This window comes from Flavivirga sp. 57AJ16 (genome assembly GCF_028736925.1).
Taxonomy (GTDB): Bacteria; Bacteroidota; Bacteroidia; order Flavobacteriales; family Flavobacteriaceae; genus Flavivirga.
The window spans coordinates 63,582-89,347 of sequence record NZ_JAQZAT010000015.1 but is presented as its reverse complement, the minus strand read 5'-3'; the positions used below and the strand labels follow the sequence as shown (position 1 = coordinate 89,347).

At 35.8% G+C, this 25,766-nt stretch carries 18 protein-coding genes; 12 read left to right on the top strand and 6 right to left on the bottom strand.

Going from position 1 to position 25,766, the window contains the following annotated elements; all coding sequences use genetic code 11:
* The first annotated feature begins 3 nt into the window (after nucleotides 1-3).
* The 10 genes from PQO00_RS16075 to PQO00_RS16030 all read left to right on the top strand — a co-directional run bounded on the left by PQO00_RS16075 (nucleotide 4) and on the right by PQO00_RS16030 (nucleotide 12,021).
* A complete protein-coding gene (locus PQO00_RS16075; RefSeq protein WP_274185875.1) occupies nucleotides 4-1,041 on the top strand; it encodes a sugar kinase in 1,038 nt (345 codons plus the stop codon).
* Between the two features lie 12 nt (nucleotides 1,042-1,053).
* On the top strand, nucleotides 1,054-1,707 hold the full coding sequence (locus tag PQO00_RS16070; protein ID WP_274185874.1) for a bifunctional 4-hydroxy-2-oxoglutarate aldolase/2-dehydro-3-deoxy-phosphogluconate aldolase: 654 nt from the start codon (nucleotides 1,054-1,056) through the stop codon (nucleotides 1,705-1,707).
* Nucleotides 1,697-3,607 (top strand): sialate O-acetylesterase, encoded by a 1,911-nt coding sequence (locus PQO00_RS16065; RefSeq protein ID WP_274185873.1) that lies wholly within the window; start codon nucleotides 1,697-1,699, stop codon nucleotides 3,605-3,607. The genes PQO00_RS16070 and PQO00_RS16065 overlap by 11 nt, the downstream gene beginning before the upstream one ends.
* Nucleotides 3,608-3,612: 5 nt before the next feature.
* Entirely contained in the window at nucleotides 3,613-4,542 is a 930-nt protein-coding gene (locus tag PQO00_RS16060; protein ID WP_274185872.1) for a polysaccharide lyase family 7 protein, read from the top strand.
* Nucleotides 4,543-4,556: 14 nt separating this feature from the next.
* Nucleotides 4,557-5,438 (top strand): alpha/beta hydrolase, encoded by an 882-nt coding sequence (locus PQO00_RS16055; protein ID WP_274185871.1) that lies wholly within the window; start codon nucleotides 4,557-4,559, stop codon nucleotides 5,436-5,438.
* Between the two features lie 199 nt (nucleotides 5,439-5,637).
* The gene (locus PQO00_RS16050) at nucleotides 5,638-6,789 is read left to right on the top strand and encodes a T9SS type A sorting domain-containing protein (RefSeq protein ID WP_274185870.1); all 1,152 of its coding nucleotides are present in this window, start codon (nucleotides 5,638-5,640) and stop codon (nucleotides 6,787-6,789) included.
* 4 nt (nucleotides 6,790-6,793) lie between these two features.
* A complete protein-coding gene (locus tag PQO00_RS16045; RefSeq protein ID WP_274185869.1) occupies nucleotides 6,794-8,605 on the top strand; it encodes a chondroitinase-B domain-containing protein in 1,812 nt (603 codons plus the stop codon).
* Between the two features lie 732 nt (nucleotides 8,606-9,337).
* Nucleotides 9,338-10,561: a 6-phosphofructokinase gene (locus PQO00_RS16040; RefSeq protein WP_274185868.1), complete on the top strand. Its 1,224-nt coding sequence runs from the start codon at nucleotides 9,338-9,340 to the stop codon at nucleotides 10,559-10,561.
* Between the two features lie 86 nt (nucleotides 10,562-10,647).
* Nucleotides 10,648-11,601, top strand: coding sequence for a helix-turn-helix domain-containing GNAT family N-acetyltransferase (locus tag PQO00_RS16035; RefSeq protein ID WP_274185867.1), 954 nt, complete (start codon nucleotides 10,648-10,650; stop codon nucleotides 11,599-11,601).
* 6 nt (nucleotides 11,602-11,607) lie between these two features.
* Entirely contained in the window at nucleotides 11,608-12,021 is a 414-nt protein-coding gene (locus PQO00_RS16030; RefSeq protein WP_274185866.1) for a DUF2000 domain-containing protein, read from the top strand.
* Nucleotides 12,022-12,440: 419 nt separating this feature from the next.
* Here the strand turns inward: PQO00_RS16030 and PQO00_RS16025 are convergent, their stop codons facing one another.
* Nucleotides 12,441-13,349 carry a DUF1338 domain-containing protein gene (locus PQO00_RS16025; protein WP_274185865.1) on the bottom strand — a complete coding sequence of 303 codons (909 nt, stop codon included), beginning with the start codon at nucleotides 13,347-13,349 and terminating at the stop codon, nucleotides 12,441-12,443.
* 81 nt (nucleotides 13,350-13,430) lie between these two features.
* On the opposite strand from PQO00_RS16025, the gene PQO00_RS16020 reads away from it, so the two are divergent.
* Nucleotides 13,431-14,324 (top strand): LysR family transcriptional regulator, encoded by an 894-nt coding sequence (locus PQO00_RS16020; RefSeq protein ID WP_274185864.1) that lies wholly within the window; start codon nucleotides 13,431-13,433, stop codon nucleotides 14,322-14,324.
* A 184-nt stretch (nucleotides 14,325-14,508) separates the two neighbouring features.
* Nucleotides 14,509-17,448, top strand: a complete 2,940-nt coding sequence (locus PQO00_RS16015; RefSeq protein ID WP_274185863.1) for an FAD-binding and (Fe-S)-binding domain-containing protein — start codon at nucleotides 14,509-14,511, stop codon at nucleotides 17,446-17,448.
* Nucleotides 17,449-17,643: 195 nt separating this feature from the next.
* On the opposite strand, the gene PQO00_RS16010 is transcribed toward PQO00_RS16015, so the two are convergent.
* From PQO00_RS16010 to PQO00_RS15990, 5 genes are all read right to left on the bottom strand, one after another.
* Complete coding sequence (locus tag PQO00_RS16010) at nucleotides 17,644-19,164, bottom strand: aminotransferase class V-fold PLP-dependent enzyme (protein WP_274185862.1); 1,521 nt, start codon at nucleotides 19,162-19,164, stop codon at nucleotides 17,644-17,646.
* Nucleotides 19,165-19,264: 100 nt separating this feature from the next.
* On the bottom strand, nucleotides 19,265-20,272 hold the full coding sequence (locus PQO00_RS16005; protein ID WP_274185861.1) for a TlpA disulfide reductase family protein: 1,008 nt from the start codon (nucleotides 20,270-20,272) through the stop codon (nucleotides 19,265-19,267).
* Between the two features lie 46 nt (nucleotides 20,273-20,318).
* Entirely contained in the window at nucleotides 20,319-22,280 is a 1,962-nt protein-coding gene (locus tag PQO00_RS16000) for a protein-disulfide reductase DsbD (protein WP_274185860.1), read from the bottom strand.
* Between the two features lie 139 nt (nucleotides 22,281-22,419).
* On the bottom strand, nucleotides 22,420-22,866 hold the full coding sequence (locus tag PQO00_RS15995; protein ID WP_274185859.1) for a protein-disulfide reductase DsbD domain-containing protein: 447 nt from the start codon (nucleotides 22,864-22,866) through the stop codon (nucleotides 22,420-22,422).
* 60 nt (nucleotides 22,867-22,926) lie between these two features.
* Nucleotides 22,927-25,731 carry a pitrilysin family protein gene (locus PQO00_RS15990; RefSeq protein WP_274185858.1) on the bottom strand — a complete coding sequence of 935 codons (2,805 nt, stop codon included), beginning with the start codon at nucleotides 25,729-25,731 and terminating at the stop codon, nucleotides 22,927-22,929.
* Between the last annotated feature and the right edge of the window lie 35 nt (nucleotides 25,732-25,766).

Below are 25,766 nucleotides of genomic sequence, written 5' to 3'. Positions count from 1 at the left end.
GGTATGAAGAAGATAGTAACGTTTGGAGAGATTATGTTACGCCTTGCTCCCAAAGCGCATTTAAGGTTTTCACAAGCTAACGAATTTGAGGCCATATATGGAGGCGGAGAGTCTAATGTAGCTGTTTCATTGGCAAATTATGGACTTCCCGTAGAGTTTGTGACTAGGGTTCCAAAAAACGACATTGGCGATTGTGCTATGATGGAAATGCGAAAGCGAAATGTAGGTATTAACCATGTGCTTTTTGGAGGGGATCGCTTGGGAATATATTTTTTGGAAACAGGTGCCGTAAGCCGAGGCAGTAAAGTAGTATATGACAGAGCGCATTCTGCAATGGCTCAAATAGAGGCTGGTATGGTAGATTGGAAGAAGGTTTTCAAAGAAGCCCATTGGTTTCATTGGACCGGTATAACGCCAGCCATTTCGCAAGGTGCGGCCGATGCCTGTTTAGAAGCGGTGAAAGTTGCCTCTGAAATGGGGCTTACCATTTCAACCGATTTGAATTATCGGGCAAAGCTTTGGAAATATGGAAAGGATCCAGAAGCGATCATGACCGAATTAACATCATATTGCGATGTTATTTTAGGCAATGAAGAAGATGCACAAAAGCATTTTGGAATCCATCCTAAAGACCTAGATGTTCATAAGCATGGCCATGATGTTACGGCAGAAGCTTTCTTGTCTGTATGCACACAAATGATGGAAAAGTTTCCAAGGGCCAAAAAGGTAATAACTACCCTTAGGGGGTCAATTAGTGCCTCGCACAATAGCTGGGCCGGAGTTATGTATAACGGCAAGGAAATGATAAAGTCACCAACCTATCAAATTACTGATATCGTAGATAGAGTAGGTGGTGGAGATAGCTTTATGGGAGGTTTAATCTATGCCTTAAACACCTACGATAATGACCAGGAAGCATTGAACTTTGCTGTAGCGGCCTCATGTTTAAAACATACTATTAAGGGCGATGCAAATTTAGTAACGGTAAATGAAGTTTTAAAACTAATGTCTGGGGATGCATCTGGGCGTGTCGCTAGGTAAAAAGAATTCTATATGAATAAAAATGTAAAAAAAGCGGACCTGCCGTTCTCTAAAACAGGGGTCATACCGTTGTTTTATCATGACGATTTAGAGGTTTGTAAAAGACTAATTAGAGCCTGCTATGAGGGAGGGATTAAAGAAATTGAGTTCACGAATCGAGGAAGCAATGCCCATGAAGTGTTTAAGGAATTATTGAGTTGGAGTGCAACGGCATATCCCGATTTGGTGTTGGGTATTGGAACCATTAAAACAGTAGAGGATGCCCAAAGATTTATAGCTATTGGCGCCCGGTTTATAGTCACTCCGATTTTAGATACAAATGTGGGCCAAGTTTGCAAAGAACATAATATCCCTTGGATCCCTGGATGTTTCACTTTATCTGAAATGTACACGGCTTACCAAAATGGCGCCACTCTTGTAAAAGTGTTTCCCGTGGATAGTTTAGGCGGATCGAAATTTATAAAATCTGTTCTGTCACCCTGTCCAGAATTAAAACTCATGCCAAGTGGTGGGATAAAAGCAGATAAAGAGGACGTTAAAGCTTATTTAAATGCTGGGGTGCATTGTGTAGGAATTGGTTCCAGTTTGTTTAAAAGGAATAAAGCTGGGGAGTTTAACTATCAAGCTATATCCGAAACCTGTAAAGAAATATTAAATGTATTGTAAACTCAAACATATTGGATTGTTCTTGATGCTCTTGATGTGTCATGACCCATTATTGGCCAAGGTGGAGTTGCCACGGTTTTTTTCCAGTCATATGGTACTTCAGCGTAACGAACCTATCCATATATACGGTACCGCGGCGGTCGATGAAACGGTTTCGGTAAATTTCCTAGGAATGACACTAACAACAGTCGCCGATAAAGCGGGGCGGTGGGCAGTTTTATTCGACCCTCAACCTGCAGGAGGACCCTATGAAATACAGGTGAAAGGAGACAATACCATTGTCCTCTCTGATGTTTATTTGGGTGATGTTTGGTTTTGTTCGGGACAATCCAATATGGCTTGGAAAATTGAGAATGCATTGCATGGTGAAGATGAATTGGCAAAGGCCAATTATGAAAATATAAAGCTGTTTACAGTTCCCAGAATCATGGCGGGTACCCAAGAAACCGAATTGCCGTCCGGTAGCTGGAAAAGCTGTACGCCAAATAATGCCAAAGGGTTTTCGGCAGTGGCTTATTTCTTTGGAAAAAACCTATATGAAACCTATAATATTCCCATAGGACTTGTCAATGCCTCCTGGGGAGGAACCAATATTGAAGCTTGGATGGATGCTAAGTTCTTTGAACACGATCCAGTTCGTCGAGAACTTTTGAAATCTATGGCGGGAATGGATATGGAAAAAGCAATGATGGATTATAAAAAGGCCCATAAAGTTTACTCCAAGACCCAAGACGAGCAAGATTTAGGAATTAAGGAACATTGGGAATCTATAGATACCGATTATTCCAATTGGGAGGTTTTCAGGTTGCCATCTTTATGGCGAAATACGGATTTGAAAAAAACCTATGGTGTTGTATGGGTAACTAAAGAATTTATATTGAAACGTAGGGACCTAGAGGGCGAATTAATACTAAGCCTTGGAAGGATAGATGACGAAGATGTAACTTATGTTAATGGCATTCAAGTTGGTGCTTCCACTAAAAAGGATTTTGACAGGGTTTATAAAGTGCCATCCAAAATATTAAAAGAAGGCGTAAACAGAATCACCATAAAGATAAAAAACCTACTCGATTTAGGTGGTTTTAGGGGAGCCGATTCCGATTTATATTTAAAAACGGAGATTAGAAAATTATCATTGGTAGGAGAATGGTGTTATAAAGTAGGGACGCCACAGATATCAAAACCACCATCCAGAGTGCATCCAAGATATTATCCAAGTTCCTTATATAACAGTATGGTTCACCCTTTTTTCGATTATAAGATACGTGGTGTTATTTGGTACCAAGGTGAATCCAATACCAAAAACCCAGAGGAATATGCTCAATTTTTCCCAAAAATGATTACCGATTGGCGCAGTAAATGGGGCAAAGAAGTACCATTTCTTTTTGTTCAGTTGGCCAACTATGCCAACCAAGGGAATAGGGAACCTGCCATACGGGAAGCCCAAGCTGCCGCTTTGGATCTAAATAAAACAGCCATGGTCGTGACTTTGGATATTGGTGAAGACGCCGATGTACACCCCAAAAACAAACAAGAAGTAGGAAGGAGATTAGCGCTTGCTGCTTACAATTTAGCCTATGGAGACAAACGGGCAGCACTAGGAGGGCCAGGGGTTAGTGAAGTCCAGTTTAACTCGGAAGAGGTATTGGTGACGTTCAATGAGTCTTTAATAATAAAAGGTGATACCAATAACATAAATGGCTTTGTGGTTTCCAATGACGGAAACACATTCAAGAAAGCCAGTGCCAAGCAGGTTTCAAAAAATGTTATACGTCTACACGCTAAAGAAATAAAATCGCCACAGATAGTCAGGTACTTGTGGGAAGATGCCCCTGGGGAGGTCATGGTTTTTAATAAAAGTGGGTTGCCTGCACCACCATTTAAAACAACTAAAAATTAAACAGGATGAGAAAAGTTGTAAGCAAAAAAAAATGTTTTTATATAAATGCCATGGTAATATATTTTTTAATTATCGCTAGTCTGCTATCATGTTCGACCGAAGATAAAGAGGTTCAATTGAACGAAACTCAAGAAGAGGATAAAAATCCTAACGCCTCGTATGCGGATATTGATTTCAATCACTGGAAAATAACCTTGCCAGTTGATTTAAATGGCGATTCTAAACCAGACGAATACCAACCATCCGATCTGATTGATTTTGGGTATCAAACCATCACCGATTTACAGCCATTTATGTACGATGATGCCACCGATACCTCCATTGTTTTTTATACCTATCCAGGCAATGCAACCACGGCCAATAGTAGTTATCCAAGAACTGAACTTAGAGAGCAGCAAACACCCGGAAGCAATTACGATAATTGGAGCTTGGTCGAAGGCGGGGTAATGGATGGGACCTTACAAGTTGCAAGTGTTTCCAATGATACCGAAACCAGCAGACAATACCATCGTATCATTGTCATGCAAATACATGGTATAATATCGCAAGAAGATATGACGACATATAATTTTAGTAGTAACCATGCACCTCCATTGCTTAAAATGATTTGGATAGACGGTAAACTTTTTGCTTATAAAAAAACCTTAGTGGACGAGTCTACAAGCGGACTGGATTTATACGACGATAGTTCATCAACCTGGACGGACATAAAGTACGATTTCGGTTATGTTGGGTTTGACAGTTTTCAAATAAAAATTACGGCCAGACAAGGTGAAATTATGATTAGTGCAAACAATAAAAACTATACTTTCCAGGATATAAGTCTTGAAAAATGGCCTTTCGAAAACTATTTCAAGGCAGGAAATTATTTAACAGCAACAGACCCAACGGCACATGCTTCAATTAAATATTACAATCTTAAAGTAACACACTAAACACACTAGAAGATATGAAAACATTAGTTCTTTTGTCAATTTTTAGTTTATACGGTTTTGTTTCTGTTTATGGACAAGAAAAGAAATACAAACCTGTAACGTATCCTGCCAGTTACGATGCTCAAATTGATGTTGTCTATACCGTAGTAGATGGTTGGGAAGGGAGAATGGACCTTTATACCAATCCAAATTCCAGTACCCCCACACCGGTAGTGATGAATATTCATGGCGGTGGATGGAACCACGGTGTGAAGGAGTCGCAAACTGGCTATGGATCTTTTTTTAAAAATGGCTATGCCGTTGCTAATGTTGAGTATCGCTTGGTAGATGTGTCACCTGCACCAGGAGCAGTACAAGATGTGAGATGTGCACTCATATACTTATTTAAGCACGCTAAGGAACTCAATATCGATACCAATAAAATTGTTGTTATGGGAGGCTCTTCCGGAGGTCATTTGGCATTAATGGCTGGACTATTGGCCAATAATAAAGAATTCGATACTAATTGTCCTTATAATGGAGAGATAAAAGTGGCTGCCATAATAGATAAATATGGTGTTACCGATTTATTGCCCTTGAGTTATTGGAAATCTGCCAAAAGATGGTTGGGAGATGGCTTTGGAGATGAGGTCTTTATAAAATCGGTTTCTCCATTGTATTATGTGAACCATAAAAGTCCGCCGATATTTATAATCCATGGCGATGATGACCCCACAGTCCCATACCAACAATCCAAGGCACTTTACGATAAGCTGTTGGAATACGATGTAAAAGTTGATTTTTTAACCATTCCAGGGGGAAAACATGGCGGGTTGACAAAAGAAGAAAAATCGCTTTTTAGTAAACGCATGTGGACGTTTTTAGACGATTTGGGTTTAATACCAATTATGAATTAAAATACGCTATTTAAACTCATTCATTAATTCGTTTTATCACTTTACTCATCATTTCCATAGCTTAGGCTATGCAAATAACTCGCAGCAGGCTAAAACAAATAAGCAATGTCGTTTTCTGTAGCTCATTTCAATTAATAATTGGTTTAAAAGGGTCGTGAAAACAATTAACAGGAATACTAACTATTTAAAAACATAAATTTTGAAAACTAAACTACTTTTTTGTGTTATTGTACTTATAAGTGCAATTGTACTATCGCAAACGACGGTGTCTATACCAGATGACGCCTTTGAAGCCTATTTGGAAACACAATTCGTTTCAAATATAACTCCAGATGGAGATACTACAGATGGTTTTATAACTTTTACAGATATTAATTTAATAACAGATATAGATTTGCCAGGTGCTAGTGTAACCACTGTTGCGGACTTGTCCGGTGTTAACCAGTTTCCGAAACTTAAAAATTTGTACTGCCAAAACAATGCTATTATAGGGGAAATAGATCTGTCTGGATTGGATCTATTAACTAATTTTTATTGTTATGGCAATTCTGGGCTAACATCCCTGAATTTTAGCGGCTGTACCAAATTATACCATGTCAAAGCCTATGAATGCGGATTGACCTCATTGGATTTATCGAACGCGACCCTAAACGCAGGTGCAGATCCTACTAGACTAAGGTATGTGTATGTGCAGAATAATGGCTTAACAAATATAGATATTAGTGGAAATACTGGGATTTTTAGATTGGATGTTTATGAGAATCAATTGACCAGTATAGATATTTCGGACTTAACAACACTTACCTATTTAAGGTTTCAAAATAATAATGTTACTGGCGATTTAGATGTCTCAGCTAATCTTGGGTTGGAAAAATTGGGTGCTTATGAAAATGATCTATCTAGCATCGATTTGGGGAGTATACCATATACGGTATTTACCTATTTTAAAATTAGTTCCAATCCCAGTTTAACTTGTGTTTATACCGATAATCCATCACATTTTGAACCTGGGGGAGATCTTGAAACGGCATTAGGTAGCAATTATAGTGTAAATGGAACCACTAATTTTGTGGTTGACGCAGATGCCTGTGCAGCGATTCTATCTGTGACATCTAATCATTTCCCAAACCTACATGTTTTTCCTAATCCGTTTAATATGGAATTGAATATCCATACTTTGAACCAGGTGAATTACAAGTTGTTTAATCTTAGTGGACAAATGGTCTATTCAGGTAAAGTGGATATGGCTAACCATGAAATTGACCTAAGTAACCTCACAAATGGGATATATCATTTACAATTTAAAGATGAAGAGGGGCATATGCTGGTTAAGAAACTTATAAAACAATAAATTCATGGAGCCCTTTATCAAACATACAAAACCCTCTTTAATACGAAAGACCATATACTTGATATGCATTTTAAGTGCTATAGGTTCGCATGGTCAAACATATGTAAATACAGATAGCAATTTGCAAAATCTCGTGAACAGTGCATCACCAGGGGAAGTGTTTATTGTTTCAGATGGTAGTTACAATGATTTTTATTGTAGCTTCACGGCCAATGCCACTGCCGATAACCCAATTACCATAAAGGCTGAAAACGTGGGAGGGGTAACCTTGACCGGAGACTCCCATTTTGTCTTTAAGAAGGCAGCGCACCTAATTCTAGAAGGTTTTGTTTTCGATTGTACCGGAAATAATACCATGGTTAAGCTAGAAGGCTCAAACAATATTAGGATTACCCGAAATCAATTTGAGTTGCATGCTACGGCCTCTGTGAAGTGGGTTGTTGTCACAGGGTATTACAACGATTATACATTTCAATATTTAAGCCATCATAACCGCATAGATCACAACAAGTTTCAGAACAAAACAACTGAAGGCAATTTCATTACTATTGACGGCACATATAATGAGGATCATAGTGTTAATCAACAATCACAATATGACTTGATAGATTACAATTATTTTTATAATAGCGCACCAAGGGTCGTAAATGGTAAAGAGGCCATACGTGTTGGCAATAGTCAACTGTCTACTACCAGTGGATACACTACCGTAGCGTATAATTTATTTGAGGAATGTGATGGTGATCCCGAGATTGTGTCGGTAAAATCTTGTGATAATATTATTAGAGGTAACACCTTTTATAGAAGTTATGGAACCCTTACGTTAAGACAGGGAAATAGAAGTTTGGTAGAAGGGAACTATTTCTTTGGGGGCGGAAAAGCAAATGGTAATCTTGATTTACAAACCTTGTATACAGGAGGTGTAAGGGCTTATGGAACTGACCACATCATTATTAATAACTATTTTGAAGGGTTGGAAGGGACACTTTTTGATGCTCCTATTACCCTAACCCAAGGTGATGCCATAGATGGGGTCGATACCAATTATGGACTTCATTTTAGGGGCGAACGTATTACCATTGCTTATAATACACTAGTAAATAATACGTATGGTATTGAAATTGGATATGCCAAAAGCAATGGATCGTACGATAAGCCCTTAATAGATATTATATTGGCCAATAATTTAGTGACAGGTTCACAAAATAGCCTAATAAAAATCCACAACGATCAAAATGGTGAGTTATTATGGAACGCTAATTTGATGTATCCTACTGGATCTGCGGTTTTAAATAGCGATGGTTACAGCTTTTCATCATCAGAGGTCGTCAATTCCAATCCATATTTGGTTGAGGTAGGCACACTTTGGCAGGCAGGTGCTTCAACACCCCTGTTAGGAGATGGTTTGTCTTCCTTGGTAGTCGATGAAGACATACAAGGGCAACCAAGACCTTCAACAAGCAATCCAGGAGCAGATCATTTTAGTAATGATGCTATTGTTTACGGAACACCTGTATCCTCCAGTGATGTTGGGCCTTATGCTGATGAAGATAGTTCATTGGCCATTATGGAAAATGAATTTAAAAACGGTATGAAAATAGTACCAAACCCAGCATCGGAAATTTTCTATTTGGATTCAGGGGCCCAAAAAATAGAATTCATTACAATCCATACACTCACAGGAAAACAGCTCATCAAATTCGATTACGATGAAACAGCTTCAATAGACGTGTCAAACCTACCCTCTGGGTTATACTTAGTGCAAATAAAAACAGATACGGGTAAGTATTATACCCAACAGTTGATCATTAAATAATTGATAGGGCTAAGAGTTATAACCATATAGGTTTTTGGGTAGAATACTAATACTTGGCTGCAACCAAATAAGTGGAACTAATACCAAATAAACATCAAAACAACCTATAATGTTTGTTTAGTTCACTATCTTTCATTTTAAAAATAGGTGTTCATGAATCTTCGATTTCTTTTTAGCACATATTTCAATATAAAACATGTGCTCAGCTTGACTGGGTATATAACCATAACGAATGCTATGCTTAGATTTTCTATTTTATCTGAACTAAAAATAATTCAAAATAATTACGGTTATTTTGAAATTCATTTGGTATAAGAGCTAATGGATTGGTTAGTGCCTATGAAATTATTATTACCATCCCTACAATGTGATAGAAGTACCCGATTGCATGTCTCCTATAGGTTAAAGTATCTGGACGAAACCCTAAAAAAGTACGCCTTAGTAAACGTGATAACTGATTTGGAAGTAGAAAAGCTAAAGACATGAATCTCTTATACCAATTTGAGTATAAAATGTCGTATTAAAGCCGAAGTTATTTTAAAATATAAAAACGCTGTGATTAGATTGCATAGTGTTGCTACGGAATTTAAGAACAAGGCTTTTAAATTTAAAAAAGCCTGTACTCAACTTGATTGGGTAAACGAGTCGACATGCGACATTTTATATTCAAATTGGTATTAGGTAGAGTAACGAGATAAATATAAAGCCACCTTTTTTGGTGAATTATGAATAATGGAAAATAAAAAAGCGGTATTGATTTTATGTGGTGGAGGTCCCGCTCCAGGCATTAATTCTGTTATAAGCACGGTAGCCAAAGTCTTTTTAAAAGATGGGTATCGTGTTTTAGGCCTTCACGAAGGGTTCAAGGGGCTTTTTTCAAAAACCCAGGAAATAAAAGATTTTGATTTTTTTCATGCAGATAGGATATTTAGCCGAGGTGGCTCAACCTTGGTAATGAGCCGATTTAAGCCAAATAAAGACACATTAAACAAGTCTGTTTTTATTGATAATAATGTGAAATTGCTGGTGACCATTGGAGGTGACGATACGGCGTCTACAGCAAATAGGATTACCCAATATTTGGAGAAAGAAAATATATTCATTTCCAATATCCACGTTCCAAAGACGATTGATAACGATCTACCCTTGCCAGATAGAAATCCGACATTCGGATTTCATTCGGCCAAGGATGAAGGTGTTCGAATAGGGAATACGGTATATGAAGATGCACGAACGAGCCAAAATTGGTTTGTCATGTCTGCCATGGGAAGGTCGGCCGGACATTTGGCTTTTGGGATTGCTACAAGTTGTCATTTTCCGATGTTGGTGATTCCTGAGATGTTTAACAAAACCGAAATCACATTAGATAAGGTCGTCCGCTTAATCATATCGTCTATCATCAAAAGAAGGTTGAAGGGGGTTCATTATGGCGTAGCCATGGTGAGTGAGGGAATCTTTCATAATTTATCAAAGTCTGAATTGGATAAGATAGGGATAAATTTCACCTATGATGCCCATGGGCATCCAGAGCTGGGGAACGTGAGCAAATCACATATATTAAATGTATTGGTTCAAGAAAAGATGAATGAAATAGGCCTTGATATTAAGACACGCCCTATTGAATTAGGATATGAATTACGTTGTAGCAGGCCCATAGGTTTTGATTTGACTTTATGCACGCTTTTGGGGATTGGGGTAAAGAAACTGTTTGATGAAGGTAAAAGCGGTTGCTTGGTTTCAGCAAACTCACGTGGTGAAATACAACCTTTGTATTTAAAAGACTTGCAGGATGAAGCAGGAAAGATCAAGCCACGGTTGGTTGAAATAGATTCGGAATTTGCCCATTTATGTTTTCAGAATTTATACTTTTTGGAAGGAAGTGATTATGATGCGGCAAAGCGGTATGTGTCTAGTCCTGCAACATATGATTTTAAAAAAATATTAGTTAAAAATTAATCAAGGATATTTCGCCTTTTTTGAATGACATATTGTTTTAAATTCATATATTTGTAACCAGTTACGTATTTAATAACATATATAAAATGGATTTTGATAAGATTGGCGAGATGGCATTAGGGAGCAGACTACGTTTTTTAAGCGAAAAAGTGACGGAAGATGCACAACATATTTATAATGCTTATGGAATAAAACTAAAACCAAAATGGTTTCCTGTTTTCTATTTTCTATCCAATGAGACAAAGGGAAAGCCCATTACTTCCATTGCCAATGCCATTGGACAATCACATCCTTCAGTCATTAAAATTGTTCGGGAAATGTCAAAAAGCGAATTGGTCATCGAACAAAAGGATGCTTTTGATGGTAGAAAGAACAATATCCTATTGACCCAAAAGGGAGTTGATTTGGCAGAAAGAATCAAGGAGCAGTATAACGATGTTGAAAGTGCCATTAAAAATATGCTGAACCAAACAAAGCATAACATTTGGCTGGCCATTCAAGAGTTTGAATACTTACTTGATGAAAAATCACTATTGACAAGGGTTTTGGAAGAAAAAAAAGTAAGAGAATCATCAAGTGTAACCATTGTAGATTATTTGCCGGAACATCATTCCGCATTCCAAGATCTTAATGAAGAGTGGATAACGACATATTTCAAATTGGAAGCTGCAGACAGAAAGGCTTTGGACCGCCCCAAAGAATATATACTGGATAGCGGCGGGGAAATCTTGGTAGCTGTTCAAAATGATACTGTACTGGGCGTTTGTGCTCTGCTGAAAATGCAAGATGGTAAATATGATTATGAACTGGCAAAAATGGCTGTTTCACCTAAGGCAAGAGGTAAGGGAATAGGCTCTCTTTTAGGGAAAGCCATTATAGAAAGAGCAAAAGAATTGAATGCTACCTATCTATATCTAGAAAGCAACACCATCTTAAAACCGGCCATATCATTATATGAGAAACTAGGGTTTAAGAAGGTCTCAGGACATGACACGCCTTATGAACGGTGCAACATTCAAATGGAACTAAAATTAAAATAATCATCAATGGAATTTGAAAACAAAATAGCCATAGTCATAAAAAACGATTTGATGGCATGGCAAAAATTGAATGTTGCCTCATTTTTGGCAAGTTCAGTTGCCATACAGTTTCCCGAAACTCACGGAAAGCCCTTTATCAATGCATCAAAATCGGAATTCCTTCCTTTTATTAAACAGCCAATTCTCATTTACAAAGCCGATGACCAAGCGCAAATTAATAGAGCATTTATAAGAGCAAAAGATAGGGAATTACATATCGGGATTTATACAAAGTCTTTATTTGCAACAAAAAATGAAGGGGGAAATCATTTGGAAATGGGAAAGACAACGGATGAGAATCAGGAACTGGTAGGAATAGTCATTTATGGTGAAAATAGAAAATTAAACAAGGCATTGAATGGGCTTAAGTTCCATGAATGAGTCTTTATAATAAAGAACTGATGCTACCATAATTCATTTTGACTACGGGAAGAGTCGATCTGGATACATTTATTCTTGGGTGATTGCAGAATTTTGTATAAACAAAATATTTGTCAAAATGAAAATACCGACGCTAAATATCACGAGAGTTGTCTAAAAGCATTTTGGCCAAAAGATACACTTGTCCTAGAGTTAGGCTATGAACTATCTAAGATAGAAGAGTTAGCCAAAGAAAGAGGATGTCTAAAAAGTCTTTAAATTTCCCTTGTCAGGAGCGCAGTCGAAATGTTTTATATCACTGATAATCAACAATAGGTTTCGACAGAGCCTGTGCTGAGTTTACCGAAGTACTCAACCAGACAACCAAAATTAAATTATTGAAGTCAGTTTAATAAAGTTATGCTTACATCGAACTCACGTTATTTTAAAATAGTTTGTTCCGTATAAGTGCTTTCGAATATTTTATCGGCATTAGAAGTTTCAAAACCATCCCTTCTATATTTGTTATCGGTTTTATCCTTTAAAGAGGTAGGACTGTTTGGAAGTAATTTGCGCTCTGCAAATTCAACATAACTTCCAGCTATATCCATTTTTTTATTATCCGAAAACTCAGCTTTAATCATTTTTGCTACAGTACTGCTTTGTTTTAATAGCCCATCCGAGCTCGTTTTAATTTTACCCCCGGCCGTGTTTAACGTAATGCCAATACCTTCAATAAAGGCATTAAAATCCTCAATGGTATTATAGCCATTTGGAAGACCATGTACACTTATGGTATAGTGATTGAGATAGTAGCGATTGTATATCACCCAGGCTGCATATTCACTTTCATTTAAAAGCGTTGTATAGTTTTCAAGAGAAGGTAAACGCCATAGAGGATTAGTTAAAAAAGCAGAAATGTCATCAACGTTATCTAGGTTTAATGCATCTATAGGGTCGGATACAATAGACTTGGTATATTTATAAATAATTTCTTGAACGTCTTTAGATAAATCCCAAACCCTAAGTTCGCTTATAAAAATTCTTGGATATTTTTCTGAAGGCGGGGCATACCAATAGGCATTAAGTTTTTTATTTTCAAAATGATAAAAATCTTTTTTCTTATAGCCATAATGTAAAAATATCTTTTCTAAAGATGCTATGCCCAAATTTTCAATCCCTAAGGTTCTAAAGGCTATATGGTCATTTACAATATCATTTTCATCATTAATAATGCCTTCGTTTAACATGGCTGTTACTATTTTAGAAACATCCAGTACGCGTTCTTTGTAAGGGGTCAACAAACTTTCTAAAACCTTTTCCAAAGGGTTTTGGTTATTATTACTCATAACTGACTTTTTTAAAAGAAATTTTTATTTGTGTAAATATAAAAGTAATTTTGAGTAGTAATAATTTTTATTAATTATTAAATGATAAGTAAAACAAATCAATTAGAAATTCGACACATGCGTTATTTTTTGGTTTTGGCCGAGACGTTGCATTTTAGAAAAGCAGCCTCTAAGATGCTTATATCCCAGTCTGCACTTAGTCAACAAATAAGTCTGTTAGAGTCTATATTGGGTGTTAAATTATTTGATAGAACGAATCGAAAAGTGTCATTGAGCCCAGCTGGAATTTCTTTTCTTAAAGAAGCACAAGGCATCATTAACTATTTGGATAAGTCCATGGAACGATGGCAGCAGACTTTAGATGGAGATATAGGGCAGCTTAAAATTGGTTTTGTAGGTTCGGCAATGAAAAATTACTTGCCGCCAATTATTAAGCACTTTACAAATGATTTTTCTAAAGTAGGCTTGTCTTTGGAAGAACTTACTAATTCGGATCAATTACTGGCTCTGGAACAGGACCATATTGATATCGGATTTTTGAGATCTAACAAAGTGTCTCCCGAAATGAATATAAAATCTGTTTACACAGAGAATTTCTCGTTGGTATTGCCAGAAGGGCATTCAATAACCGAAAACAATTTTATTAATATAGGCCAATGTGCCGATGAATCTTTTATTTTGTACCCCAACGAAAGTAGCCCTATGTATTTCCAGCAAATATTAAATTTATGTTCGGAGCATAATTTTAGTCCGAAAATTTCCCATAAAGCCATTCATGGCGCTACGATATTTAAATTGGTTGAAAATGGTATGGGGTTATCAATAATTCCGAATTCTTTACGGGACGAAAATAATTATAAAATACGCTTTATTGAGTTGAAGGAAACAAAATCAAAAACAGAACTATTTGCCGTTTGGAGGAAAAATTATAAAAACCCGGTGTTAAAAACTTTTTTAGGGTATATTCTAAATTGAAGTGGTTAAAACTTTTTTGATAAGAAGAAATAATTAATGTCGTTATCATGAAAAAAAAAGCTAGCCTTTGTAAATTTACAAGTTAAAAAGTACGACATTGAATTTAGAAAGTAAAGAAAGTCTTGCCGGTTATTTGAAAAACACATATTAAGAAGCATAAACAATACAGATTAACATGCCAGAATTGAAAACTAAAAAAAGTTTAAAAGCGCTTTCTAAAAAATTAAAAGGAGATCTTTTTTTTGATGAATTACATAAGAGAATTTATGCTACCGATGCTTCTGTTTATCGTAAGATCCCCCTAGCGGTAGCTTATCCAAAAGACAAAAATGATATTAAAAACTTAATCTTTTTTGCTAATAAACACCATATAACACTTATACCTAGAACTGCAGGTACTTCCTTGGCAGGGCAATGTGTTGGAGACGGCATTGTTGTTGATGTGTCAAAATATTTCACGAAAATAATAGCGTTCGATGAAAAACAGCAAACTATTACCGTGGAACCCGGTATTATTAGGGATGAATTGAATATTTTCTTAGAGCCTTATGGGTTGTTCTTTTCACCAAATACATCTACCAGTAATCGGTGTATGATTGGTGGCATGGTTGGTAATAATTCTTCAGGTTCAACATCCATTCAATACGGTATTACGAGGGATAAGGTCCTAGAGCTGGAAACGTTGCTATCCGATGGATCTGAAGCTACATTCAATGCTTTAACGGTCGAAGCGTTCGAAAAGAAACCATTGGGATCAGATTTAGAGAGCGCTATTTATAAGATGCTCTTCAAGGCATTATCAAAACAAGATGTTCAAGCAGAAATACACGAAAAATTCCCAAAAAAATCAATTCATAGGAGAAACACGGGGTATGCCGTTGATGCCTTTTTAGATGATAAGGCACCTAACGGATTTGTTGAAAATATAAATATAGCCAAACTACTATGTGGAAGTGAGGGAACACTGGCTTTTTCAACAGCAATTAAATTACAATTGGATGTCTTACCACCAAAAGAGGAGGTCTTTGTAGTCGCTCATTTTAATAGTATCCAAGAGAGTTTAGAAGCCACTGTTATTGCCATGAAGCATAACCTATATTCTTGTGAGTTATTAGATAAAACTATTTTGGACTGTACTAAAAATAACAGGGAACAGGCGAGAAACAGATTTTTTATTGAAGGCGATCCAAAAGCTATTTTGATGATGGAGGTTAGGGCAGAATCAGTAGAAAAAACAGATGTGCTAGCTTCTAATTTAATAGAGGACTTAAAGCAATATAACTTTGGATATGCCTTTCCAAAACTATATAACCAAGACATAAAAAAAGTTATTGAATTACGAAAAGCCGGTTTAGGCTTATTGGGAAACATCATTGGAGATGCAAAGGCAGTGGCCTGTATTGAAGATACGGCGGTAGATTTAAAAGATTTACCTGCTTATATATCCGAATTTACTGAAATGATGGATAGTTATAAGCAAAAAGCGGTTTATTATGCCCATGCCGGGGCGGGCGAAATTCATTTAAGACCTATATTAAATTTAAAAGCACCTAAAGATGTCGCCTTGTTTAGGGAAATTACTACCGAAACGGCAAAGCTCGTTAAAAAGTATAAAGGTTCTTTTAGTGGAGAACATGGTGATGGCATAGTACGTGGCGAGTTTTTACCACTTATGATCGGTGAAAAAAATTATGAATTACTAAGGCAGATAAAGCATACTTTCGATCCTAATAATGTGTTTAATAAGGGGAAAATTGTTGATGCTTACCCTATGGATCAATCATTGCGCTATGAAATTGATAGAAAGGAACCGGAAGTTGAGACTTTATTGGATTTTTCGGATTCGTTAGGGATTTTAAGGGCATCAGAGAAATGTAATGGTTCTGGCGATTGTCGAAAACCACCATCGGCAGGAGGTACCATGTGCCCAAGTTATAGAGCCACTAGAAACGAAAAAGATACCACAAGGGCCAGGGCCAATACGTTACGTGAATTCTTAACAAACTCAGATAAAGAAAATAAGTTTGACCACAAAGCGTTAAAAGCTGTTTTTGACTTATGTTTGAGCTGTAAAGCTTGTGCCAGTGAGTGCCCAAGTAATGTAGATGTGGCTAGTTTTAAAGCAGAGTTTTTATATCAATATCAAAAAGAGAATCCGCCATCTTTTAGAACTAAAATGTTGGCCAATAATGTAAAGTATAATAGCATAGGGAGTGTCTTTCCTAGTTTAACCAATGTTCTTTTAAACACGCTTTTAGTAAAGGAAATATTAGGAGTTGCTAAAAAAAGGAGTATGCCTAAGTTGTTCAAAAAAACATTTAGGAAATGGCATAGAAACAACGTTAATGAGCCCACCAATAAACTATTGGATAAAAGATCGGTTTATTTATTTGTAGACGAATTTACGAATTATTACGATGTTCAAATTGGAATCGATACTTTTGAATTGCTCACTAAGTTAGGATATCAAGTACATATTGTTGATCATGAAGAAAGTGGTAGAAGTTATTTGTCTAAAGGCTTTTTAGACGAAGCAAAAACTATTGCGAATAAAAATATCTCAATCTTTAATAATTTGATTTCAGATAAAATGCCTTTAGTAGGAATCGAACCATCGGCGATTTTATCTTTTAGGGATGAATATTTACGTTTGGCTGATAATAAAGAAGCTGCTAAACATGTTTCTAATAATACATTCACTATTGAAGAATTTCTCAAGAGCGAGATATTAAAAGGTAACATTTCAGAAAACCAGTTCACTAAAAAGCCATTACAAATAAAAATTCACGGCCATTGCCACCAAAAAGTATTAAGTGGAACAGAACCCACTTTTTACATACTAAATCTTCCAAAAAATTATTCTGTAAGTGTTATAAATTCAGGTTGTTGTGGCATGGCAGGATCCTTTGGTTATGAAAAAGAACATTACAAAGTTAGTATGCAAGTAGGAGAGGACACTTTGTTTCCTAGAATTAGAAATATGAAAGCATCGACCATAATTGCTGCCTCGGGCACTAGCTGTAGACATCAAGTATTTGATGGAACTAAACGCATTGCTGAACACCCCATTAGTATTTTAAGAAAGGCATTATCCGATTTTTCAGAGCATGAAGATGTTGTATGAAAGCGAGCATAAATTTATATTAAAAATATTCTGAATAAATACGACTTTGTTTTTTGTAGGGGAGTGTTCTGAATGCTATTTTTTGGTCCTTTAAAAAAGATTTATACCAATTATGAATTAATGAATGAGTTTGAATAGTGTATTTTAATTCATAATTGGTATTATTGAGTTATAAAATTTAATATTTTGTTGCTTTTATAAATTAAACCATTCCTTTGTTATCTCTTTTTCAATATTGTGATTTCCTTTATGGATAAACTCATTTTTTACAGCGTTGTATTCATAATCTTTTTCCCAGTGCTCGTAATTCTCGGCCACTTCTTTTATAGCATCACAGATAAAGTAAATATCTGCATTGGTCATAGTTGGGTGGATAGACATTCTTACCCAGCCCGGACGCTCTATCAAACAACCTTCCAATATTTTTTGTTCTATGGATTTAGAAGTCGGCTCATCTACATTTAATAGATAATGCCCATAAGTTCCTGCACAAGAACAGCCCCCTCTGGTTTGTACCCCAAAACGGTCATTTAAAAGCTTCACTATTAAGTTATAATGAGCACCATCAATATAAAATGAAAACACGCCTAGCCTATCGGTATGTTCAGGTGCCAATATGGTTAAATTTTCTATAGCTCTAAGTTTTTCAAAAATGATAGCATTTAACTCATGCTCTCTATCTAGAATATTCTGCACACCCATTTTCTCCTTAAGCTGAATGGATAGTGCAATTTTTATAGCTTGTAAAAAACCAGGTGTTCCGCCATCTTCCCTGGTTTCTATATCATCTATATAATCATGATCCCCCCAAGGGTTCGTATAAGATACGGTTCCGCCTCCTGGATTATCCGGTACCAGGTTTTTATATAATTTTTTATTAAAGATCAACACACCTGAAGCACCTGGCCCTCCTAAGAATTTATGTGGAGAAAAGGTAATGGCATCTAAATATGCCTCCTCATCTTCTGGATGCATATCTATGTCTATATAAGGTGCCGAGCATGCAAAATCAACAAAACACAGGCCATTATTCTGATGCATGACTTTTGCCACTTCATGGTAATTGGTTCTAATACCCGTAACGTTGGAACACCCTGTAATAGCAGCTATTTTTATAGGGCGATCTTTATACTTTGTAATGAGTTTTTGTAAATTTTCAATACATGGTAAGCCTGCTTCATTTGAGGGAATGACTTCAACATTGGCAATAGTTTCCAACCAAGATGTTTGATTGGAATGATGCTCCATATGGGATACAAAAATAATCGGTCTTAAGGCTTCTGGAACTTGCGTGTGGTCTTTTAGGTTTTCATTAACCTTTAAACCTAAAATACGTTGAAACTTATTAATAGCACCTGTCATACCTGTGCCAACAGTAATAAGTACATCCTCGTTAGAAGTATTTACATGCTTTTTTATAATGTTTCTGGCATTATGATATGCCAAGGTCATGGATGAGCCCGTAATAGAGGTTTCTGTATGGGTATTGGCTACATATGGCCCTATCTCATTTAATAACTTTTCTTCTATGGATTTATAGAGTCTGCCACTGGCTGTCCAATCGGCATAAATAATCTTCTTTTTTCCGTATGGTGACTCAAAGGTCTGATTTATGCCTACAATGCCATCCCTAAAAGGCTTAAAATAAGCTTCTAGGCGAGATCCCTCTTTTTTATTGCTAAAAATGTTTTTAATAGCACTAGTTCTTAGGTTCATAGTTTTAAATTTTTAACGAAGAATCACCTTGATTTAATCAAATACCAAAGTGACTCTTCTTACTAAAACAATAAAGAATAATTAAGCAGTAACCACTTAATTAAATTTTCAATCCGTTAAATAGATCTTTCAGCTTTTCATTTGATGGTCTGGGAGCGTCTGCAGAGACGATATTCCCACTAGGATCTATAAGTATAAATCTTGGAATGCCGTTGATTTTATAGTCTTGTACAAAACTAGATTTAAAATTATTATCTGCCATTAATTGAATACCTCCTAATTCTTTTTCAGCAATCATTTCTTTCCACTTTGCGTGGTCTTCTGCTTTATCTACCGAGATACTAACAAACGCTATATTTTTATCATGGTAAGCTTCCTCTACTTCTTTTAAATAAGGAATTTCTGCCTTACATGGTCCACACCATGTAGCCCATACATCAATGTATACGTACTGGCCCTTTAAATCGTCTAAGGATGTTGTACCCCCTGCATAATTTTCATAATCAACAAATTTTGGCGATTCTTGGCCTTTTAATGCTAACAATGTTTGTTTTTGGTTATACATCATGGTTAGCTGTTTTGCAGTCATCTCAGCTTCTTTTTCTTGTCCGGCAATAAATGTAGAATCTAAGCCCTGGGTTTTATCCAGTAAAGCTTTAAGCTCTGTAGTTAAGTTATCCAAACTGCTATCAAAACTTGCTTTATCTGAAGCCATCAATTCTTCAAAGTCGATTAATTTCTCATTCAGCAAACCTTTTTGGGCCAAATAATTATTAGCCTCGGCACCGTTACCTTCATATTTAAGGGTTTCATCAAATGCTTTAGTGTCTAAGCTTATTTTTAAATCGTAGCCATTTTTTAAATACACTTTAGCCTGTTCTTTGCCATCGAATAAAATATAGTGACCAGCTTCTATTTTGAGTGTATCTGAAAAAGTACCTTCTGGATTGACCTTAATTGTTTTGATAATGTTTCGTTGTGCAACGATTAAGGAGTCGGAATTTTGATTGGTAATAGTGCCCGAAAGGGTCACGTAATCTTTAGGAGCTTCTTCTTTACAAGATACAAGTACTAGGGCTATTGATAATATATACGCTAATTTTTTCATTGAATTTAGTTTTAATTTATTCTCATATACATGAGCATCTACTTCTTTATTTTTTAAATTTCGAAATACCATTTTTCAACCATGAAAGATATTCTTCAACATCTGGAGTATAGGCTACAGGATCTATTAAATTATCTTCATTATGATCCATAAGCACATAAAATGGTTGGGAGTTTGCTTTGTATTTAATGGTTTGCATTTCGCTCCATTTTTGCCCAATATATTTTAGTTTTTTGCCCGGTTTTAATTTTGAGTCTACAATCTCATCTGCTTCTAACTTTCGTTTGTCGTCCACATATAATGAAATTAAAACGACATCGTTTTTTAGGATCTGTAAAACCTCGGGTTTTGGCCATACGTTCTGTTCCATCTTTCTGCAGTTTACACAGGCCCATCCTGTAAAATCTATCATGACCGGTTTGCCCACTTTTTTTGCATAAGCCAGCCCTTTATCGTAATCGTTAAAAGCTAGTATGTCATGTGGGGCCAATAAATGAGCGCCCTCTGGCAAGTCATCATGGGATGCAGATGCTGAGCCTCCTCCCAATTTAGAAAAGCCTACGCCATAAGGAGATTCGCTATATTCCTGCGGTGGCGGAAAGGCACTTATTAAATTTAAAGGTGCTCCCCATAATCCTGGAATCATATAAATGGTGAAAGACAGTACGAGGAGTCCCATACTTAAACGTCCTACCGAAATATGGGTTAATGGCGAATCGTGGGGCAATTGTATTTTTCCAAATAAATAAAAGGCCAAAGCCCCAAATATGGCAATCCATATGGCTAAAAACACTTCGCGTTCCAACAGATGGGTTTGTAATACTAAATCTGCTTGCGATAGGAACTTAAAAGCTAATGCTAATTCTAAAAAGCCCAAGACTACTTTTACTGTATTTAACCAGCCTCCTGATTTTGGTAAAGAGTTTAACCAGCCTGGGAAGGCCGCAAATAAGGCAAATGGTAGCGCTATGGCTAATGAAAACCCTAGCATACCTATTATGGGCGCTAAGCCGCCTTTTGATGCTGCTTCTACTAATAGAGTACCTACTATGGGGCCAGTACAGGAAAAAGAAACGATGGCTAAAGCTAAAGCCATAAAAAAGATACCTATAAGACCACCTCTATCTGCTTGTGAATCTACTTTGTTTGCCCAGGAATTGGGCAACATAATTTCAAAGGCTCCTAAAAAGGAGACAGCAAATATGACTAATAACAGGAAGAAAATAATATTAAACCAAACATTTGTGGCTAACGCATTTAAAGCGTCGGCTCCAAATATTCCTGTTACGGCTGTTCCTAATAACACATATATTACAATGATGCAAATACCGTAGATGATCGCATTTTTAATACCTTGGGCTTTGTTTTTACTTTGTTTAGTAAAGAAGCTCACGGTCATAGGGATCATAGGAAATACACAAGGCGTTAGTAATGCTGCAAATCCTGATAGAAAGGCTATAAAAAATATGGTCCATAACCCTTTTTTGGATTCTCCTTCTTTGGGTGTATCTTTTTCTGAAGTATTACTTTCTACTACTTTATTGTTGTCTACTACTTTATTGTCCGTTATAATAAACTCTAGATCAACTTCTGTTGGTGGCAAGCATTTCTCATCATCACAAACCATAAATTCAACAAAACCATTCACAGTGGATATATCGCCTAAAATTTCAATTCTCTGTTCAAATACGGCATTGTTTTCGAAGTATTTAATTTTCATATTGAAAATAGGATCATCAACGGTATGACCTTCTTCCTCTGTGGTATTACCAATTATTTTAAATGCACCATTGGCATCATCATAAATGAAACTAGTTGGAATGGGACCGTCTTCGGGCACCGATTGTGAATATAAATGCCAGCCTGTTTCAATGCTTGCTTTTGTAATTAATTTGTACTCTGTCTCCGAAAGCTTCTCTACAGATGTTGACCACTTTACTGGTTCATGAATTTGGCTATCAACAAACCATGAGCTTAATAGAATAATAAATAAAAGTACTTTTTTCATTTTTACCGTTTTAAAAAAAAGGGTTGTTGTTACAACAACCCTTTACATCTTTCTTTTGTTGAGTGACTAATTCAAATAAATCCTTGTTGAGAACACAAGGTTGAGAGAAAGATTTTATGGTTAGTTTAAATTATTATAGTTATTTTATTTCGAAAATCAAATCAACTTCTTTTGGTGGCAAGCATTGCGTGTCATTGCACACCATAAACTCTACTACTGCATTGACATTAAAGGGTTTTTTACCTTTTAGTTTTATACGTTGTTTAAATAATGCTTTTGTATCAAAATATTTAATTTCCATATCAAAAATGGGATCTTGAATGGTATGGCCTTTTTCTTCTTTAGTATTACCTTTTTTTAAATAATTGGAATCGCCTTCAAAAGTGAAACTTGTTGGAATCGGACCATTTTCTGGAACGTTTTGGGAATATAAATGCCATGCGCCACTTATGGTAGCAGTAGCAAGCAGCTCATATTCTGTATCAGATATTTTTTCTACGGACGTAGACCATTTTACGGGATCGTGAATTTGTGAAAATGTCGTTGCGCTAATTCCTAAGGCAAATATTAAAAGTAGTTTCTTCATGTCGTTTTTTTATATTGTTCTCAAAAATAAGATTAAGACTATGGTTTAACGTAACAAGTGTTACTTTAAAGGTTTTATTACTATTTCATACGTTTCAGCATCCACAAGTACGTTGTGTACAAAAGATTTTATGTCATCAATAGTCATGCCTTTCACGATATCTTCGAAATTTTCTGGATGGTTCATATGATATCCTTCTCTGAAATAATTAACAAGTAATCGCATGTCATAGCTGTTATAATCTTGTTGTTGTTTTCTCTCCTTTAAATAGTTAGTTGTTGTTTTCTCTAAGTCTAGTTGATTAATGTCACCATTTGCCATCTTCTTTAGTTCTTTATGAACGATGGCTATTAGTTGTTCTACCTTGTCTGGATTACAATCAAAAGTCACCATAATCGAAGCTTCTTGAGTGGGTCTTTTTGAGACATCGGCATAGGAGCTTGCCCCATAGGTTCCACCTTCTTGTTCTCTTAATGTTTCTGTAAATCTCAGTTGCAGCATGTCACCTACTGCCTGTGCTATTAATTTATTTTTTAAATTATATTCATAATCGTTTTTATAAGCTATTCTTACAGAACTTTTTGGGTCTTCCATTTTTAAATATACATCTTTATCTATAGATGTACTTACCCAATCGACCGAATTATCCTTCCAGGTTTCAGAGCTGTTATTTGTTGGAATACTTGCAATATATTTTTCCAATAAAGGTTTAAGCGTTTCTTTTTGAATATCACCTATTATAAAAAACTCGAAATCGGATGCATTATTAAACCTATTTAAATAGATTTCTTTCATTTTTTCAAAAGAAATATCATTGGCATAATCTGTAGTAAATAAGCGTACTTTTGGATGATCTTTTCCATAAATCGCAACAGTAACACTGTCACCGATTTTTTGATTTATATCATTACTTCTTCTTATGATATAATTATCAATATTACCCATAAGTACTTTATAAGCATCCTTATCAAAACGCGGTTTTACAAAACGTAAATATACCATTTGTAACATCGTTTCGACATCTTTTGTTACAGAAGACCCTCTAATGCCTTCTGATAAGCCAGAAAGATTAATATCTGTTGAAGCCGTTTTTCCTGCTAATACTTTAGTTAAATCTGTTGAAGAGTAATCTCCTAAACCAGACATGTTGACTAAGTTGGCCAACAGGTTAGCAGACGGTAAATCTTCATCTTTTAGTAAAGATGTACCCCCATAGCTTAAAGCGTTTAAGTTTACATCATTTTTATTCTTATCGGCAAATTTATAATGTACAGTGATGCCATTGCTTAAAACAAAAGTAGTGGAGCCTAACGATTTATTATTATTTTCTTTCGTTATTTTTCCTTTTTTGATCTTTAAGTTAGAAATAAGTGTTTTCCCGGCAAATGCATCTGAATAGGGGACAAGTGTATCGTCGTTTTCTACAGTTTTAATAATCTGTAAAGCATTTTCCTTAGTTAGGTTATTATGTCCTTTAACACCTGTTACTGTTAAAAATCTATTTTTTGCCGTATATAATTGTTTAAGTCTGTTGTGGATCTCTTTGCTGTTTGTAGCATCAAATATCTTTTCTATGAGCTCATAATTTTTTGCGATATCGGTCATAGTCTCATTTTCTAAATAGTTTTGCTGTATTGTTGAAACTATGGACAGATGGGATCTGTCATCCTTTTTACTTATTTGAGTCTTATAATGGTTTTTAAAATAAAGTATGGACCGGTTTATTTCTTCTGTTGTAAACCCAAATTTTACAGCACGATTTATGACTTCCAAAGCGGCTTTAAAAGCTTTGTGTTGCTCATTTGGTTTTGGGTAAACCCTAACATTCAATGCATTTGTTGCTCTAGAATGGCTGCTATAATCTACTTGCATTGCCAAAAATGGGGCATCTGGTTTTTGGGTAATCTCATCTATTCTGGTATATAACATGTTTGTTACCAAACTGTTTAAAAGGGATTGTTTTAAATCTGCAACTGTTTCATTGGTTAAGGATTTAGGATGTCTTATACCAAAATTTATTTGCGAGGTCGTCACTTCTTCATCCATTGCCATGCTATATAGCATGGTATCATTATCTGGAATATTTACAATAAAACGCTCTTTTGCATGATCTACTTTAGGGATTTTTGAAAATAACTTTTTTATTTTTTCCTCCATGGCATTTACATCAATATCCCCTATAATAGCAATAGCCTGCAAATCTGTTCTATACCAATCATGATAAAAATCGCGTAAAGCCTTGTATTCAAAATTGTCAACTATGTCCATTAGGCCAATTGGCAAACGTTCAGCATAGATGGTATTATTGAACATGGTAGGTAACGATTTTTGAAGTATTCTCATCCCCCCACTTTGTCTTGTACGCCACTCTTCTTTAATAACCCCTCTTTCGGCATCAATTTCTTCTTCGGTTAATAATAAATAGTTTGACCAATCGTGTAGTATTAATAACCCTGTGTCTATTAATTCTGGGGTAGTAGGGATATTATTTATATTATATACGGTTTCATCAAAAGAGGTATAAGCATTAATATCCCTTCCAAAAACAAGTCCATGTTTTTGCAGTGTGTTTAAAATGCCTTTACCAACAAAATTTTCGGTACCATTAAATGCCATATGTTCTAAGAAATGGGCTAAGCCTTGCTGTTCGTCATTTTCTAGAACAGAACCAACATTTTGAATAATATAATAACTGGCAACATCTTTTGTAACATCTGTATTGTGAATGTAATAAGTCATGCCATTGGGCAAAACACCTTTTTTAATACTTTGATCTACTGGTAGCGGGGCATTCAAATTTAAGTTTTGTGCTAAGGCATTAAAACAAAAGGCACTAACTAATACATGCAAAAGAATACGTTTCATATGTTTATTTTTATTGTTTTAGAGGTCATATGGAA

What these genes read in the sequence shown, in the direction of transcription:
- PQO00_RS16075 (WP_274185875.1), top strand. Translation starts at nt 4, where the DNA reads ATGAAGAAGATAGTAACGTTTGGAGAGATTATGTTACGCCTTGCTCCC.
- PQO00_RS16070 (WP_274185874.1), top strand. Translation starts at nt 1,054, where the DNA reads ATGAATAAAAATGTAAAAAAAGCGGACCTGCCGTTCTCTAAAACAGGG.
- PQO00_RS16065 (WP_274185873.1), top strand. Translation starts at nt 1,697, where the DNA reads ATGTATTGTAAACTCAAACATATTGGATTGTTCTTGATGCTCTTGATG.
- PQO00_RS16060 (WP_274185872.1), top strand. Translation starts at nt 3,613, where the DNA reads ATGAGAAAAGTTGTAAGCAAAAAAAAATGTTTTTATATAAATGCCATG.
- PQO00_RS16055 (WP_274185871.1), top strand. Translation starts at nt 4,557, where the DNA reads ATGAAAACATTAGTTCTTTTGTCAATTTTTAGTTTATACGGTTTTGTT.
- PQO00_RS16045 (WP_274185869.1), top strand. Translation starts at nt 6,794, where the DNA reads ATGGAGCCCTTTATCAAACATACAAAACCCTCTTTAATACGAAAGACC.
- PQO00_RS16040 (WP_274185868.1), top strand. Translation starts at nt 9,338, where the DNA reads ATGGAAAATAAAAAAGCGGTATTGATTTTATGTGGTGGAGGTCCCGCT.
- PQO00_RS16035 (WP_274185867.1), top strand. Translation starts at nt 10,648, where the DNA reads ATGGATTTTGATAAGATTGGCGAGATGGCATTAGGGAGCAGACTACGT.
- PQO00_RS16030 (WP_274185866.1), top strand. Translation starts at nt 11,608, where the DNA reads ATGGAATTTGAAAACAAAATAGCCATAGTCATAAAAAACGATTTGATG.
- PQO00_RS16025 (WP_274185865.1), bottom strand. Translation starts at nt 13,349, where the DNA reads ATGAGTAATAATAACCAAAACCCTTTGGAAAAGGTTTTAGAAAGTTTG.
- PQO00_RS16020 (WP_274185864.1), top strand. Translation starts at nt 13,431, where the DNA reads ATGATAAGTAAAACAAATCAATTAGAAATTCGACACATGCGTTATTTT.
- PQO00_RS16010 (WP_274185862.1), bottom strand. Translation starts at nt 19,164, where the DNA reads ATGAACCTAAGAACTAGTGCTATTAAAAACATTTTTAGCAATAAAAAA.
- PQO00_RS16005 (WP_274185861.1), bottom strand. Translation starts at nt 20,272, where the DNA reads ATGAAAAAATTAGCGTATATATTATCAATAGCCCTAGTACTTGTATCT.
- PQO00_RS16000 (WP_274185860.1), bottom strand. Translation starts at nt 22,280, where the DNA reads ATGAAAAAAGTACTTTTATTTATTATTCTATTAAGCTCATGGTTTGTT.
- PQO00_RS15995 (WP_274185859.1), bottom strand. Translation starts at nt 22,866, where the DNA reads ATGAAGAAACTACTTTTAATATTTGCCTTAGGAATTAGCGCAACGACA.
- PQO00_RS15990 (WP_274185858.1), bottom strand. Translation starts at nt 25,731, where the DNA reads ATGAAACGTATTCTTTTGCATGTATTAGTTAGTGCCTTTTGTTTTAAT.